Origin of the sequence: Paraglaciecola sp. (assembly GCF_039942875.1) — a bacterium.
Lineage (GTDB): Bacteria > Pseudomonadota > Gammaproteobacteria > Enterobacterales > Alteromonadaceae > Paraglaciecola.
Genome location: NZ_JBDVBQ010000044.1, coordinates 171,470 through 186,858, shown reverse-complemented (window position 1 = coordinate 186,858; position 15,389 = coordinate 171,470). Strand labels below are relative to the sequence as shown.

Genomic DNA, 15,389 nt, shown 5'->3' with positions numbered 1-15,389 from the left:
TTAAATTAGGATTTTTCTTCAACTGATTTTGTAGGATCAGGAATTAATACGCTCATAATTATCGCACAAAAACCTGCGGTGGTAACTGATGAAGAAACAATGTTCTTAACCAAAAGAGGCAATTGTATTAAAACATCTGGGACCATCATGACACCCAGCCCTAAGCCAATTGAGGTTGCGATGATAATACCTTTGCGACGGTCAATAGGTTCACTGGTGAGTATTTTTATTCCAGCGGTGGCTATGGTTGCAAACATAATCAGTGTCGCGCCTCCCACAACAGGTTTAGGCATTAGTTGAATGACTGCACCAATCATAGGAAACAAGCCTAAAATCACTAAAAAACCTGATATGTAAAAGCCTACGTGACGACTGGCTACACCTGTCATCTGAATAACCGCATTGTTTTGTCCAAAGGTAGTATTAGGAAAGCTGTTAAAAATCGCTGCGAGCATAGAGTTAATACCGTCAGCTAGGATCCCGCCTTTAATTCGTTTTATATAGAGTGGGCCGCTAATGGGTTGTTTACAAAATAAACTGTTTGCCGTTAAGTCACCAGAGGTTTCAATGGCACTTAACAAATACACTAAGGCTACCGGTATAAATATGTCCCACTGAAACGAAATGCCATATTTAAACGGTTCTGGAAAACTAAATATCGGAAAGTCCAGCATATCGTCAAAGGACAACACACCTTGCCACCACGCAATGACACATCCTACAAACATGCCGATAAAAATAGCTGACAAGCGCAGGACTGGGTGTTTAGAGAGATTTAAAATTACTACAATAACCATAACAGTAAACCCGAGACTGATATTTTCAACGGAGCCTAAGTCTTCTGCACCAAAGCCACCAGCCAAATCCGTCATACCGACTTTTATTAAAGTAATCCCGATTGTAGTAATGACGATACCAGTGGTTAATGGGGTTATTACAGCCTTGAGATGATCAATAAATCGGCTAAGGACAATTTCAATTAATGCCCCCCAAAAACAAATACCAAACATTACCGCTAAAATTTCATCATTACTTCCCCCTTGTCCTTTAACGGCAAAGCCTGCAATCAAAAGTGCACTGATAAATGTAAAGCTAGTGCCTTGTACTGCGATTAATCCACATCCAATGGGGCCAAAGGTTTTGGTTTGAATGAAGGTTGATATGCCTGACATCATTAATGCCATACTGATCAGATAGGGGATTTCTGCTGTCAGTCCTAATGCTGAGCCTATAATCAGTATTGGGGTAATAATTCCAATAAAAGAAGCCATGACATGTTGTAAGGCCGCATTGATACAATGTAATACTTTAGGTTTGTCGTGTAAGCCGTACATTATTTCATCATTGTTCTGCATAGAGATAAATTACCAATACTTGTTATATTTCAATATGAGAGTTTACTAGCAATATTGTGACCACTTGGTCAATTGCTACCTTATGAGCTAGATTACTGATAACATTGCTATTATTGAAATTTATTACTGGTGTACTGTGTAACCAGAGTGACTTAATTTTTAATGCTTGCTGCATAATGGTGCAGTTTAATGTTACTTAATAAACAATAGGGCTTAGGTTGATTTTACTGAGGATAAAAAATGATCAATAAAAATTTAGTATCAACTCAATGGCTAAACGAGCATCTTGATGATGAGGATTTAACTGTTTTGTATACGCAAATGGATAATCCGGTTACAGGTAAAAAAGACACCGCACCTGAGAGTTACATTCCAAACTCGATATTCTTTGATTTTGAAAATGTATTCTGCGATCAAGATTCACCGTGGCCCCATACTATGCCAAGTAAAAAACAGTTTTCTGAACACATCGCGAACTTAGGAGTAAGTACCGATAACTTGATTGTAGTGTATGACAATAAAGGCGTGTATAGCTCACCAAGAGTGTGGTGGATGTTAAAGTCTATGGGGTTTAAACGTGTATATGTAGTAGACGGAGGGTTACCAAAATGGCTAAAGGAAGGTCGGCAATGTGATAATAGTCTAACTGTAAAACCTCCCATAGAGCAAGTTAACGTAAACTTCAGCTCTGTATTTTTTACAACGGCTGAAAATATATTAGCGGAGCAAGGTACTGTAAACGTTTTAGATGCGAGAAGTGAAGGGCGTTTTTATGGTACGGCTCCTGAGCCTCGTGAAGGCTTGCGTTCGGGGCACGCACCTGGGGCGATTAACTTGCCATTTACGAAATTGATAAATGGCACACAGCTGAAATCCACGTCAGAGTTAACCTCTGTTTTTGAGTCGTTAAATGTCCATCCACATGAAAAACTTGTTTTTAGTTGTGGCTCTGGTGTGACGGCATGTATTTTAGCCTTAGCTGCCAGCCAATTGGGCTGCAAACATTTAGCGGTTTATGATGGCTCATGGTCCGAATGGGGGGCTAGATTAGATTTACCCGTAGAAATATAGACGAGACAAAACGTTATACCTCTAACCTTTAAAAAAAACAGGTTAGAGGCATTGACATTTATTTTAAACGATTTGAAATCCACAAAGATTGGTAAGGTGCCACTTCGTACTCTAAATCTTCTAAACTTATGGTTTGACCACTAATTAAATCAATCCAAGAGTCAGTTCCGATTAAGTTTAAGTCACTGAGTCTCATCATTTGTGGCTCATCAGATACATTAAACACACAAAAGATACTTTGGCTACGGCCTAAACTTTGTCGCCAAAACCCAAATAATTGCTCACCTAGTTGAAGAGTGAATTGCGTTGCATTTGGGTGAAAAGCTGGCTGCTCTTTACGAATATCTAATAACTCAGTAATGCGAGCATGTACTTTTGCATGTTGGCTATAGGGCGATGCTAATTCTTGCTGCAATTGCCCATATTGCCATTTATGACGATTGATAGAGCGATTATGACTGGTGTTTTTGACTCGCTCATAATCGTTTGTGGTGCCTAATAAGCTGTGAATATATAAGCCCGGTATACCTTCTAAGGCAAACATCACACTGTGAGCACAAACAAAACGTTCAAGGCCCCATTTATCAGTGCCTTTTGTGGTGCCTTGTAATGCATCATAAAGCGCGATATTTATCTCATAAGCTTTTTGTTCACCAGTTTCTGATTTTCTCCATGAAATTCGGCCACCAAAATTTTGCATGGTATTGACCAAAGCACCAAGCTCATCATCATCAAGCAAGCCTTCAGCTGGTCTTAACCCTATACCATCGTGGGATGCAATAAAGTTAAAGAAAAACGTACCGTTTTGTGCCGGAGGCATACTACATAGCCACGCTTTAAGGTGAGTACAAGAGCCTGTTACCAGAGAGTTCACGAGTAAAGGGGGTAAAGAGAAGTTATAGATACCGTGAGCTTCGTTTGCATTACCAAAATAAGTCAAATTTTGACGGTTAGGAATGTTGGTTTCGGTAATAATGACGGCATCACTTACCGCATGTTCTATTAGGGTTCGTAATAATCTTATTGCTTCGTGAGTCTGCTCTAAATTAATACAAGTCGTCCCTAGCTTTTTCCACAAAAAGGCTACGGCATCTAGACGAAATATACGAATTCCAGTATCTAAATATTGGCGAATAATAGAAACGAACGTGTCTAAAACCGCTGGGTTTCTAAAGTCAAAATCAACCTGATCGTGACTAAAGGTACACCAAACATATTTTTCACCATTTTGTGTCTCTGTGAGCCTGAGCAAATCAGAAGTACGTGGACGGGTGACTTCAGAAATATCATCTATAGGCAAAGCTGTGTAGAAAAAGTCACTACCAGGTCCTTCACCTTTAATAAAATTCTGGAACCATGCGCTTCTAGAAGAACAGTGGTTGATAACCACATCAGACATCATTCGATAGTCTTTTGTTATATCTTCAATGTCATCCCAGTTACCTAATGACTCATTTACACTTGAGTAATCAATAACTGAAAAACCGTCATCTGAGCTATAAGGAAAAAACGGTAGAATGTGAACACTATTAATTGAATCTCCACAGTATTGCTTTAAAAAACTGTGGAGTGTTTTAAGTGGTTTTTCACCTTCTTTTTCAATGCTATCACCATAGGTGATTAGCATGACGTCTTTTTGATCCCAATTGTTATGATGGCGCTTTGGTTCATCTGCTAACTTATCTTCAACAATTCCCATTGTTTTGATAAGGGTCCCAGCCAGCTCGTTGTGGGACACCTCCAAGTCAACGTCTTGGTATATTACATCTAAGTGATGTTCAACTCGTTCAGTTAGTTGCTCAAATACCGATAACATCTATTGCCCCCTATGTTTGGTTAAACTCTAAATAATCTTTTTCAACTGCGTCTTTTAACTCGTCTAAAACATCTGGCATAGCGCTCACTACACGGTTCCAACTTGGAATAAAAGGCGTTTCCATTGGGTTATCAAGGAAACTTTCTCCTGCTGTCATTATATTGCCAGCAAATAGTTCGACGGCTTTTTCTTCACTATGAATATCTAAATTAAGGCCGTTCATAATGGCATCATTGTGATAGGTTTCTACAAAGTCTAATGCAATACGATAATAGGTTGCTTTTAGTGTTCTGAAGGTTTCATTCGTAAAGGTTTCGCCTTGTGTGGCTAATTTTCTAAACAACGCCTTTGTAATATCAATAGACATTTTTGATAAACCACCATTTTCATTATCTGCTGATAAATCTTGGTGTTTATGATCATAGGTTTTAGCTATGTCAGCCTGACAAAGTCTGTTATGAGAATAATTACGTTGCATCTCAGATAAAACGCCTATTTCTAGCCCCCAATCACTTGGAATACGAATATCGTTTAGCACATCTCGTCTAAAAGAAAATTCTCCAGCAAGTGGATATCTAAAACTATCCATATATTCTAAATATTCATTGTGCCCAACTACTTTCTGCAATGCTCTAATAAGCGGTGTCACCAACAGTCTAGATACTCGGCCATTAATTTTTCCTTCAGCGACGCGGGCATAATAACCTTTACAGAACTCATAATTAAATTGAGGATTAGCCACAGGGTAAATCAATCTAGCGAGCAAGCCACGGTCGTAAGTGAGTATATCGCAATCATGAAGGGCTACCGATTCAGCTTTACCTGTAGCCAGTATGTATCCCATGCAATACCAAACATTTCGTCCTTTACCTAATTCTTTAGGAGCAAGGCCTAAAGATTCTAATTTTGCATCTAATGCTTTTAATCTAGGGCCATCATTCCATAATACTCTATGGTTTTGAGGGAGTTTTCCGAAGAATTTTAAAGCATGTTGATATTGCTCTAAATCCGCTCTATCCAAGCCAATGACTACTTGTGACAGATAAGGTACGTCACTTAGGTGGTTAATAATATTGGGTAAGGCTTCGCCTTCAAGTTCAGAAAATAAAGAAGGAAGTATCAACGCCATCGGGCGCTTTTTAGCGAATCCCATCAACTCTTTTTCAAGATCCTCTATAGGTCGCTCTGAAAGGTTATGTAGCGTAGTAACAATACCGTTTTGATAAAAATCAGCCATTATAGCTCCGTTGTCCGGTTATAAAAAAAATTAACAATTGAAAATAATTTGGTTAAGGCTGTCAGCCCATCCTTCTGGTCCGAATCGCTTAGTGGTATGAACATCATTTTCTTTTGTTAATGTCGGTGGTTCATTTACGGGTGATAAAATTCTAACAGCAATATCTGCCGCATTTAGCATGGCAACATCATTTTGGCCATCGCCTAAGGCGATACTTGTATAGGTATTATCAGAATGTGTAATTTCAAACAATTCTTTGAGCCAAAGCAATGCTTTACCTTTATCACATTGTCCTGATAGATGTAAAAATCTACCTCCTTGCAAAGGTTTAGCACCTAAACTTTCAAGGGCCTTTAAAAATTGTATTTTAGTGTCTTGATCACTTAACCACAGTATCGGCTCTCCGTATTCTCGGGCGCCTGCTTGTTCTGCTTGGGCGTCAGACAAGCCAGTAGCATCAACTATTTCTGAGGTCGACATATTTGCGAAATGGTTAAATTTACCTTCAAAGTCTGTTTTTAATTGACCAAGTAATGCTCGCCAATAAGATACGGGCTTTGAAAACTCCTTGATCCAGAAACCATTTTTTTCGACCGTATCTTTTGGCTGTTCAGTAAAAAAACCTATCGGGATAAAGATGGCGGCCCCGTTTTCTACGATAAAAGGCGTATCTAACCCTAAGTCATTGCGAATTTGTTTTAATTCAGCGTAGGTCTTACTGGTTGTAGGGATAACAGGGATATCATGTTCTGCTAACTTGGAAAGGGTTGGCACTGCAGCTGAAAAGCTATATGTGTGATGGTCAAGCAAGGTTCCGTCTAAATCGCTAAAAACTAAAATGCTGTTATTCATGAACATCCTTTTTGATATGCTCAACAATTTTTCGCTTCGAGTTAAGTTTGAATACATGGTCGCACGTAGCAGGTAAAGTATTCAACCCATGTTCTGTCAGCCTTTGATAATACTGTATAAAGTCTAAGATTTGTTGTTCATTCATTAAACCTGAATGATTACCCGAGCCAGATGCAGCGATTAACTTTTGCTCTTGCTCTAAGCGCCATGCGTACACGTCTTCAAAGGAAGGGGCACTTAACATGACCCACTTGTTCATGTAACTATAGAGTGTTGCATAATGAAGTGAAAGTTGTGTATTCGCATAAGTACGCCATATCGCTTCTTTATCTTGCTCTGACTCTAGTTTATTGACAGGTGTTTTGAGTTGCTCTGCAGTTTGGGCATGCACGCCCCAACACCAGCCTTCAAATATGACTACATCAATAGGCTCACTAATTGTTGTCCAATTAGCTGTTGGGTGGGGGTCATCAGTCGCTTTATTAAATCTAGGTACTGTGGCGGGTAGCTGCTGCCTTAGGGCATTTAATACTGTTTGGGCTTGTTCCATATTATGGGTGCCAGGAACACCTCGGGTTTGTAACAGAGGGTGGATATTAGCGGCTAAACTATGTCTTTTAGCATGACTGAAGTAAAAGTCATCTAGGGACATAACAACAACATTGAGTGAATGTGCTTCTGTTAGATATGCCTTAATAAACTCAGATAAGGTTGACTTACCAGAACCTTGACTGCCATTTATACCAACAAAATAGGTGTTTTGTGCACTTTTATGGTGCGAGCTGATTTCTTCTGCTAAAGGGATATAATATTGCGTTGCAATATCTTTAAAAGCGTCCGATAGCTTATGCTGTTTGATGAATTCACTGATCATTAATTTATTTGTCCTTCATAATTGCACTTTTAAAGTGCTGCTTTTAAGAACGATTTATTCTTGCTGGTAAATTTATCTTCAACTTGTGTGCCATGTTCAAAATGCCATATATTTTTCTGTAAACCTAGTGTTTTTATGACAGATATCACTATTTATGATACAAATGCTTTGAATCAAGTACCGTCAAGTTTACGGTATGTTTATAACTCCGAGCCTCTATACCTAAATCTTAGACAAGGTATTTTGGCCGCAAACTTTGAGTTTGCCAGGGTTGCAAGAGAAATTGAGCAGCCTCCCGTAAGAGTCGTTATTCTCTTCATTTTGGAAAGGTGTTAACAAATTATGTTAGAAGATAAATATGGGCGTCGCTTCCATTATTTGCGGCTGTCCATAACCGATGTATGTAACTTCAGTTGTGATTATTGTTTACCTGATGGGTATCAATGTGACAATGACCGAGATTTTTTGAAGGTACCTGAAATTAAAACCTTAGTTTCGGGCTTTGCAAAGCTTGGCACCAGTAAGGTCCGCATTACCGGTGGTGAGCCTGCTCTAAGAAAAGACTTATGCGATATTTTAAAGGTATGCGCGTCAACATCAGGCATTGATCACGTTGCCATGACAACCAATGGTTTTAAATTAGAATCTGATATTCAAGATTGGGTTGACTCGGGCCTCAACTCTTTGAATGTTAGTATCGATAGTTTAGACCCCAGAATGTTTGCCTCTATTACCGGCCATAATAAGTTAGAAAGTATTCTGCGAGGAATCGATAAAGCTTTAGCCTTGGGCATTCCTGTCAAAGTCAACGCGGTTTTGATGAAGCAATGTAATGAAAAAGAACTTGAGGCGTTTTTAGCTTGGTTAAAGACTACGCCTATTACGCTGCGTCTCATAGAGTTAATGCAAACTGGTGACAATATTGATTTCTTTAAACAGAATCATGTATCTGGGAGCGCTATCAAAGAGAAGCTACAGAGTAATGGCTGGAGTCAGCTTATTCGAGATAAATCATCAGGCCCAGCTCAAGAGTTTTATCATCCTGACTTCGAAGGACGAATGGGCTTAATTATGCCTTATAGTAAGGACTTTTGTTCGAGTTGTAATAGGTTGAGGATTTCATCTTTAGGCAAGTTACATTTGTGTTTATTTGCAGATCAAGGACTTGATATTAGGCCTACATTGCAAAATGAAAATGACCAGGCTTTACAACAACAATTACAGGCATTGTTAGGTGATAAAGAGGCCACCCATTGGTTACAAGATGGATTTACTGGAGCCACTAAACATCTCGCTATGATAGGTGGGTAATGTTAGCTGGACTGGTTTTAGCAGGTGGTCAATCCCAAAGAATGGGCACTGATAAAAGTTATCTAAGGTTACCTAATAGCCAATTATCTATGCTTGAGCATAGTAAACAGATGCTGTCACATTTATGTGAGCCAGTGCTAGTAAGTGGCGCGCAGCATGCTGATGGTATCTTGGATATTCACGCAAAGTTAGGGCCAATGTCTGGTATACACGCAGCAGTTAAGCATATCTCTTTGTACACCCCGGGTGTGACAGGCCTGCTTATTCTGCCCATCGATATGCCTAATATTTCTTTAATTGAGTTAAAGCAATTATTGCATCAAGGTTTAAAGGCAAAGCGGGTGACTAATTTTGAATCTTATAATTTCCCTTTGTACTTACCCATTGATACATCGCTCATGAATTACCTAGATGGTGTGTTTACTACAGTCGATACTCCACAGGAGCCTGCAGTTAAGCATAAACGCTATGCGTTAAAAAATTTAATAAACGATTTGCAAGGAATAGTAATTAAGCCTTCACATTGTCAACCTTTTGAAAACATTAATACTCCACAGCAATGGCGACAGCACTGTCATGTGAGTAGCGAGAACCATAAATGAAAACTAATCAATCTTCTCTTAAACAACCCTTAAATATCGCTGTGCTAACGGTATCTGATACGCGAACCGAAGCCAATGACACCTCAGGGCAGTATCTTGTGGACGCGGCTGAGGCTGTAGGACACAATGTTTTAGATAAAAAAATCGTAATAGATGACAAATTTCAGATTAGAGCATTAGTGTCCAATTGGATTGCCTCACAAGATGTTCAGGTTGTGTTGATAACAGGTGGAACGGGATTCACAGAAAGAGACACCACGCCAGAAGCAGTATTACCTTTATTTGATAAAGATGTTGAAGGATTTGGAGAGTTATTTAGGCATATATCTTATCTAGAAATAGGCACGTCTACTGTACAATCAAGAGCACTGGCAGGCATGGCAAATCGAACAGCCATATTTTGTATGCCGGGTTCAACAGGTGCATGCAAGACAGCTTGGACGGGCATATTACAGCAACAATTAGATAGCAACCATAGGCCATGTAATTTTGTGGTTCACTTAAAAAACATTGAAACCCAATGCGCTACTAGAGAGGTTTAATATGACAAATTTGCATTCTGATGTGTTGACTCATGTTGATGAGCACGGTCAAGCAAATATGGTTGACGTGTCAGATAAATCGGTCACTCAGCGTCAAGCCATAGCACAGGGCAGTATCCAGATGTCGAAAGTGGCATTTGATATGGTGGTTAACAATCAGCACGCTAAAGGTGACGTGTTATCTGTAGCAAGAATTGCTGGTATTCAAGCAGCCAAAAAGTGTGGCGATTTAATTCCATTATGCCATCCATTAATGCTTACCAAAATACAAGTGGACTTTATCCCTGAACCTAGTGAAAACACTATAAAAGTCGAGGCTTTATGTAAACTTGCCGGTAAGACTGGCGTTGAAATGGAAGCCCTAACCGCTGTGAGTGTGGCAACCCTGACGTTATTCGATATGTGTAAAGCCGTTGATCCCTTAATGACGATTAACAATATTAAGGTATTGCAAAAGCAAGGTGGCAAGAGCGGTGACTGGACAAGGCAAGACTAAAAGATGGTAACTATTTTATTTTTTGGACAATTAAAAGAACGGTTAGACACTTCTCGTTTGCCCCTTGAATTAGTTGATGGCTCAAAGTGTTTAGATTCAGTGGCAGAGTTGAGGATTTTTTTACAGACGAAAGGAGATGTTTGGAAAGAAAACCTAGCTTATGGCTCAGCGTTAGTGGCGGTAAATCAACAAATGGCGACGGAAGATACGCCAATCAAAGACTCGGATGAAATCGCATTTTTCCCACCGGTAACGGGGGGCTAATAATGGAAGCGGATACATTAACGTATATTCAGGTTCAAGAAGATGACTTTAGCTTAGCCGCTGAATACCAAGCATTAATAGATGGCAACAGTCGTGATGGAGCGGTAGTGACATTCTGTGGTTTAGTGCGAGATATGAATTTAGACAACTCAGTATCAAGTTTATTCCTTGAGCATTACCCAGGTATGACCGAGAAATCATTACTATCGATTATTGAACTTGCGAGAGACAAATGGCCTTTAGGCCGAATAAGAGTCGTTCATCGAGTAGGGCGGCTACAAATATCAGAACAAATTGTATTTGTTGGAGTGACCAGTCAACATAGACAAGTTGCATTTCAAGGTGCTGAATTTATTATGGACTTCCTTAAGACCCAAGCGCCATTTTGGAAAAAGGAAACCACTAAAGACGGTCAATATTGGGTTGACGCTAAACAAAGTGATAACCACAAAGCCAAGTTATGGGGTATTTAAACTTATTCACCTAGAGCTTAGACAACAAAAGGTGAATAAGTATGTGACCTATTAATACTTGTTTAAATCATTATTCCACGGTAATCATGGTTTTTATCGGGTAGGGGCTCACTCGATTAGAAGCGTTATCACGTATCCATATAGATATCTGATAGTTATCTGGGCTAACCAGATTCCCCCCATCTGCTGTTCCATCCCAGGTTAACGTTACGGTTTGTTCCCTTTCGTACAAAGTTCTATCTAGATCTTTCACTAAGCCGACCCCGTCACTTTGTAAAATATATACGGTAACTAATGAACTTGCTGAAACGTCTAGGCTGATTGTTAAAATACCGTCATCGTCAGGTGAAAAGGGGTCAGGTGTAATTGAAAAATTACTGAATTCGGGAGGAATTGTATCCACAAGAATCTCTGTTTCGGTCTCTATACTTTGAGAAAATGAATCACTGCCCACCAAAGAGATAATGTAAGTGTCATCTTCAACAGTCGCGCCATTATTGTTGGTTCCATCCCATATAACCTCTCCTAATGTCCCTGTCCCAGAGGTATCAAATATTAACTCACCTAGTTGATTAGCCACTGTGAAAGTCCAAGTAACTGATTTATTAAACTCAAAATCAAAATAGGCTTCCTCCTGACGTCCATCATTATTAGGAGATATTGTATTGGCTGCATTAAACGAAATTAATTCGGGAGTAGCATCTGCAGCAGTTGAATTAACTGAAAAAAATGCTTTCTCAACAACTGCATTAACACCTGTTTGAGTACGCCCACTCAAGGTTATTTGGTACGTTCCATCATCAACTAGGCCGCCTCTAGTCGTACGTCCATCCCATTCAGCATATATATTGTTTCCCAAGCCTTTTTTAATAAACGCCGGCCTAGTTTCACCCTCTTCAAAAATTTCAGCAATCCAAAGCATGTTTTCACTAGCAGTACCACTAAATGAAATCTGATCGTCTTCTAAGTCACCATTTGGACTTAAAACCTCAGCACTTAGTGAGATATCTGTGAAAGTAGGAATGCCATCTTTGCCCGTGGCAACAACCGCTTCGAATACACTATCGTATCTATTATCATCAGAAGCGACATGGACATAACCATCTAAATCAGCTGCCACTTGCGCTTTTAATGAGCCTAATTCACTGGGTGTAATGTTTAAGGGGGGCGAGAAAGTTTGGCCAGCATCGTTTGAGTAACTATACATGGTTTCGTAATTACCCGGTGTAGTGTCATTCCACACTATATGAACAGTACCTAACGTATCAACAAACACATTTGGGAAAACTGAAACACCTTCATTATTTGAAATGTTTTTAGGTTCACTAAAGTTCAGGCCTTGATCAGTAGACACTGTGAAATATAAATCTGTTTCTTCACCTTCAGTGGGGGTGTTGCTCCAAACCACATAAACATTGCCGCTGTCACTTACATCTATTGAAGGAGCGCTAATTTTAATGCCATTGGAAATTTGAACTTGGTCCAAAAACGAATTCGCCCCGTCCCTAGAGTGAGTGTAAAAAACATGCCTTTCACCATCATCATTTGGCGCGGCCAGATAAACTAAGTGTATATAGTCATCGCTATCAACCGCTACGCCAGGGGAGCCTCCGTTGCCAAGGTTTTTTACGCTGTTTACATTGGCGCCATTATTTACAGCTGCGAAGCTAATTGACGCATCTTCAATCCAAGTTAAATAGAGCCTTTCTCTGGAATCTGTTGCTAATTTTACCGAACTAGAGTTTACGTCCGAATTAGTAATATTAAGAGCCGAAGAAAAGCTCGTACCATCATCTGTACTAAAACTGATAAAAATATCTGACTTGCCAGAAGTATTATCTGCCCAACTGAGATAAATATTGTCAGAATCTGAAATGGCCATATCGGCAAAACTAGAATTTCCCTCATTTTCACTTATATTCAATTTACCATCATAGGTCTCACCATGATCACTAGACTTTATAAAGTAAATATCTTGATTACCTAGGTCATTGTCGTGCCAGGCAACATACACATTACCAGAGCTATCTACATCTATTGTGGGAGCAAATGAATGTCCAGAAGTGTATGAAAGATTAACGGGCTCATAGAATGCTATTTCTGCGGTTGCAGAAACAGTGCAGAATGTTAGTGAAGTAATATAAGGCACTAGACTTTTATAAAATTTACGGCTGGGCATATCGATCATCCTTAATAGTGAATACATAAGTGCAAATGACTTAATTCAAAAAAACGCAATATCAGTGCCAAAGTTCTTTTGTAAATTAATCTTGTAATAAAGACACTATTGCGACAAAAATAACAATCTAACTAGTTGTTATTTTAAGCATTTATGATTTTTTTCAAACTGTTAGCTTATTAACAAATTTTAGAAACGAAGAGGTTATAAAGTCACCTATTTAGTGATTTGTACTAATTTAGTGCTTATTTAGTTAGTGACGTCCCGCGTCAGACTTTTAGATGTAAGCGAATCAATGAGTTGCTTATTAAGGTTAGGTAAGTTAAATAAAATTGAGTTAGCCTTCCTTGGCAATATACTCAGATTAGAGCAATAGTACACTTAGATATTCTGGCTCCACCCACAAGTTCTATCCTGATTTTGTTCGTCTAACCAAGTTTTGAGCGGAGCGAAGTAATCAAGTATAGCACTGGCATCCATTTCTCCTTTACCAGTCAAACTAGCCAAGGCTTCTTGCCAAGTTTTACTTTTTCCCATTTCTAACATAGCGTTTAATGCCTTGCCCGCTTCTGCACTGCCATAAATTGAACACCGATGAATAGGGTCTGTATTACCCGCAATCTCGCATAATGTTTTATGGAATTGAAATTGTAAAATGTGTGCTAAAAAATATCGAGTATAAGGAGTATTGCCTGGTACATGGTATTTAGCTCCGGGATCAAATGCATCAACTGGGCGCTCAACCGGAGCCATGACTCCTTGATATTTTTCTCGTAATTCCCACCAAGCTTTGTTGTAGTCTTCTGGCTTTACTTCACCAGAGAATACTTTCCAGCGCCATTGGTCCACCATCAAACCAAAGGGAACAAAGGCAATTTTGTCTAAGGCAAGCTTAAGTAACATACCTATGTCGTTAGATGCATCAGGAACCGTATCCACTAAACCGATTTCTTTTAGATACTTAGGAGTAATAGATAAAGCAATGGTGTCGCCGATTGCCTCATGAAATCCATCGTTAGCAGAGCCCCTATACAATAAAGGTTGTGTATTGTAAGCACGTTGATAATAGTTGTGACCGAGTTCGTGGTGAATCACAGCAAATTCTTCACCTGTTTTTTGAATACACATTTTAATACGTAAATCATCAATGTCGTTTAAATTCCAAGCTGATGCATGACACACCACATCTCTATCAGCTGGCTTAGTAAACTGTGAGCGTTCCCAGAAGGTATCAGGTAAAGGCTCAAACCCTAATGATGAAAAAAATGATTCAGCTTGCTTCACCATTTTTATTTCATCGTAGTTGTGTTTAGTAAGAGCCGCTGTCACATCGATCACTTCTAGTTTTTGTTCAGGTTTGACAATGTCATAAATGTTACCCCAAGATTGAGCCCACATATTACCGAGTAAATGAGCCGGTATGGGCTGGTCTTGGGGTACTTTATCTTCTCCGTACTCTTCACCTAGTTCCGCTCTTACGTGACAATGTAGGGCATCATAAAAAGGTTTAACTTGTCCCCACAGACGATCAAGTTCTACCGAAAAGGCTTGGGCTGGCATATCATAACTACCACGCCAAAGATCACTGATATCCTCAAAACCGAGCTCTCTTGCTCCTTCATTAGCAAGTACGACTTCCTCTTCGTACAAAGGCTTCATAGGAGGGGACACATTGCGCCATCCCTGCCAAAGTTCTAAAAGTTTTGCTTCGTCACGACTGCTTGCCATAATTGCTGACATTTCAGTCAAACCCATGCAATTTTCTTTGTCAGTGCAATATTTACCACTGCCATACATACCCTCTAAATCAGAGGTGATTTGAGATAATTTTTGCGATTTATTAGGATCAGCCGGTGCCGGTAAAACTAAGCTATTGCGCATTAAATTCAGTTTACGTCGGGTATCGGCATCAACTTCAACGTTATTAAAATCAGCTGCCTGTTTCGCCAATTTTGTAGATAGGCTACCTATCTTTTCATTCATATAGGCTGACAATGCAGCGGTGTCTTGATTAATATAAGTTTGATAAGCCCATGCAGCTTGAGCGGCAGGCCCCATTAACTGCTCAACCTCTTGTTGTGCTTGCTCTACAAATTCTTTTGCATCTTGTGCTGTTAGCTGAGTGGTTAGCTCTTTGGTTTTGGAGGCTTGGCTTGGGACGGAATCATCCCCACAACCAGATAATGCTAGTGTTAAAGAAAGCATCATGGCGCTGAACGGGTATCGTATCTGCATCGGTTTCCCTTTTTTATGTGTTATTAAAATTGTTGTTCGGAGTTATCTGATTAATTTACCTTAAAAGTACTCAAATACCATA

14 protein-coding genes and 1 riboswitch are annotated in these 15,389 nt (G+C 39.4%); of the genes, 7 read left to right on the top strand and 7 right to left on the bottom strand.

Going from position 1 to position 15,389, the window contains the following annotated elements:
• Nucleotides 1-5 precede the first annotated feature (5 nt).
• Nucleotides 6-1,355 carry a nucleobase:cation symporter-2 family protein gene (locus ABJE44_RS15170; RefSeq protein ID WP_348111403.1) on the bottom strand — a complete coding sequence of 450 codons (1,350 nt, stop codon included), beginning with the start codon at nt 1,353-1,355 and terminating at the stop codon, nt 6-8.
• A 240-nt stretch (nt 1,356-1,595) separates the two neighbouring features.
• Between ABJE44_RS15170 and ABJE44_RS15165 the strand changes: the two genes are divergently transcribed.
• Nucleotides 1,596-2,426 (top strand): sulfurtransferase, encoded by an 831-nt coding sequence (locus ABJE44_RS15165; protein WP_348111404.1) that lies wholly within the window; start codon nt 1,596-1,598, stop codon nt 2,424-2,426.
• 58 nt (nt 2,427-2,484) lie between these two features.
• Here ABJE44_RS15165 and ABJE44_RS15160 read toward each other — a convergent pair whose 3' ends face one another.
• From ABJE44_RS15160 to ABJE44_RS15145, 4 genes are read right to left on the bottom strand one after another with little or no spacing between them, the layout of a single operon-like run.
• Nucleotides 2,485-4,242 (bottom strand): sugar phosphorylase, encoded by a 1,758-nt coding sequence (locus tag ABJE44_RS15160; RefSeq protein WP_348111405.1) that lies wholly within the window; start codon nt 4,240-4,242, stop codon nt 2,485-2,487.
• 10 nt (nt 4,243-4,252) lie between these two features.
• The gene (locus ABJE44_RS15155) at nt 4,253-5,479 is read right to left on the bottom strand and encodes a glycosyl transferase (RefSeq protein ID WP_348111406.1); all 1,227 of its coding nucleotides are present in this window, start codon (nt 5,477-5,479) and stop codon (nt 4,253-4,255) included.
• A gap of 30 nt (nt 5,480-5,509) precedes the next feature.
• On the bottom strand, nt 5,510-6,331 hold the full coding sequence (locus ABJE44_RS15150; protein WP_348111407.1) for an HAD-IIB family hydrolase: 822 nt from the start codon (nt 6,329-6,331) through the stop codon (nt 5,510-5,512).
• A complete protein-coding gene (locus tag ABJE44_RS15145; RefSeq protein WP_348111408.1) occupies nt 6,324-7,205 on the bottom strand; it encodes a P-loop NTPase fold protein in 882 nt (293 codons plus the stop codon). Before ABJE44_RS15145 ends, ABJE44_RS15150 begins: the two co-directional genes overlap by 8 nt.
• A 194-nt stretch (nt 7,206-7,399) precedes the next feature.
• Nucleotides 7,400-7,553: riboswitch (molybdenum cofactor riboswitch) on the top strand.
• Between ABJE44_RS15145 and moaA the strand changes: the two genes are divergently transcribed.
• From moaA to moaE, 6 genes are all read left to right on the top strand, one after another.
• Nucleotides 7,548-8,516, top strand: a complete 969-nt coding sequence (gene moaA / locus ABJE44_RS15140) for a GTP 3',8-cyclase MoaA (protein ID WP_348111409.1) — start codon at nt 7,548-7,550, stop codon at nt 8,514-8,516. It overlaps the preceding riboswitch by 6 nt.
• A complete protein-coding gene (locus tag ABJE44_RS15135) occupies nt 8,516-9,118 on the top strand; it encodes a molybdenum cofactor guanylyltransferase (RefSeq protein ID WP_348111410.1) in 603 nt (200 codons plus the stop codon). Before moaA ends, ABJE44_RS15135 begins: the two co-directional genes overlap by 1 nt.
• Entirely contained in the window at nt 9,115-9,660 is a 546-nt protein-coding gene (gene moaB / locus ABJE44_RS15130; RefSeq protein WP_348111411.1) for a molybdenum cofactor biosynthesis protein B, read from the top strand. Before ABJE44_RS15135 ends, moaB begins: the two co-directional genes overlap by 4 nt.
• Before the next feature lie 22 nt (nt 9,661-9,682).
• On the top strand, nt 9,683-10,156 hold the full coding sequence (moaC, locus tag ABJE44_RS15125; RefSeq protein WP_348111489.1) for a cyclic pyranopterin monophosphate synthase MoaC: 474 nt from the start codon (nt 9,683-9,685) through the stop codon (nt 10,154-10,156).
• A gap of 3 nt (nt 10,157-10,159) precedes the next feature.
• Nucleotides 10,160-10,420, top strand: coding sequence for a MoaD/ThiS family protein (locus tag ABJE44_RS15120; protein WP_348111412.1), 261 nt, complete (start codon nt 10,160-10,162; stop codon nt 10,418-10,420).
• A 2-nt stretch (nt 10,421-10,422) separates the two neighbouring features.
• Entirely contained in the window at nt 10,423-10,893 is a 471-nt protein-coding gene (gene moaE / locus ABJE44_RS15115; RefSeq protein ID WP_348111413.1) for a molybdopterin synthase catalytic subunit MoaE, read from the top strand.
• A gap of 70 nt (nt 10,894-10,963) precedes the next feature.
• On the opposite strand, the gene ABJE44_RS15110 is transcribed toward moaE, so the two are convergent.
• Together ABJE44_RS15110 and ABJE44_RS15105 are read right to left on the bottom strand one after the other, a co-directional pair.
• Nucleotides 10,964-13,072 (bottom strand): sialidase family protein, encoded by a 2,109-nt coding sequence (locus ABJE44_RS15110; RefSeq protein ID WP_348111414.1) that lies wholly within the window; start codon nt 13,070-13,072, stop codon nt 10,964-10,966.
• A gap of 381 nt (nt 13,073-13,453) precedes the next feature.
• The gene (locus ABJE44_RS15105; RefSeq protein ID WP_348111415.1) at nt 13,454-15,307 is read right to left on the bottom strand and encodes a M2 family metallopeptidase; all 1,854 of its coding nucleotides are present in this window, start codon (nt 15,305-15,307) and stop codon (nt 13,454-13,456) included.
• Nucleotides 15,308-15,389: the final 82 nt, after the last annotated feature.

Coding starts and splice junctions, on each gene's coding strand:
- ABJE44_RS15170 (WP_348111403.1), bottom strand. CDS start 1,355: ATGCAGAACAATGATGAAATAATGTACGGCTTACACGACAAACCTAAA.
- ABJE44_RS15165 (WP_348111404.1), top strand. CDS start 1,596: ATGATCAATAAAAATTTAGTATCAACTCAATGGCTAAACGAGCATCTT.
- ABJE44_RS15160 (WP_348111405.1), bottom strand. CDS start 4,242: ATGTTATCGGTATTTGAGCAACTAACTGAACGAGTTGAACATCACTTA.
- ABJE44_RS15155 (WP_348111406.1), bottom strand. CDS start 5,479: ATGGCTGATTTTTATCAAAACGGTATTGTTACTACGCTACATAACCTT.
- ABJE44_RS15150 (WP_348111407.1), bottom strand. CDS start 6,331: ATGAATAACAGCATTTTAGTTTTTAGCGATTTAGACGGAACCTTGCTT.
- ABJE44_RS15145 (WP_348111408.1), bottom strand. CDS start 7,205: ATGATCAGTGAATTCATCAAACAGCATAAGCTATCGGACGCTTTTAAA.
- moaA (WP_348111409.1), top strand. CDS start 7,548: ATGTTAGAAGATAAATATGGGCGTCGCTTCCATTATTTGCGGCTGTCC.
- ABJE44_RS15135 (WP_348111410.1), top strand. CDS start 8,516: ATGTTAGCTGGACTGGTTTTAGCAGGTGGTCAATCCCAAAGAATGGGC.
- moaB (WP_348111411.1), top strand. CDS start 9,115: ATGAAAACTAATCAATCTTCTCTTAAACAACCCTTAAATATCGCTGTG.
- ABJE44_RS15120 (WP_348111412.1), top strand. CDS start 10,160: ATGGTAACTATTTTATTTTTTGGACAATTAAAAGAACGGTTAGACACT.
- moaE (WP_348111413.1), top strand. CDS start 10,423: ATGGAAGCGGATACATTAACGTATATTCAGGTTCAAGAAGATGACTTT.
- ABJE44_RS15110 (WP_348111414.1), bottom strand. CDS start 13,072: ATGCCCAGCCGTAAATTTTATAAAAGTCTAGTGCCTTATATTACTTCA.
- ABJE44_RS15105 (WP_348111415.1), bottom strand. CDS start 15,307: ATGCAGATACGATACCCGTTCAGCGCCATGATGCTTTCTTTAACACTA.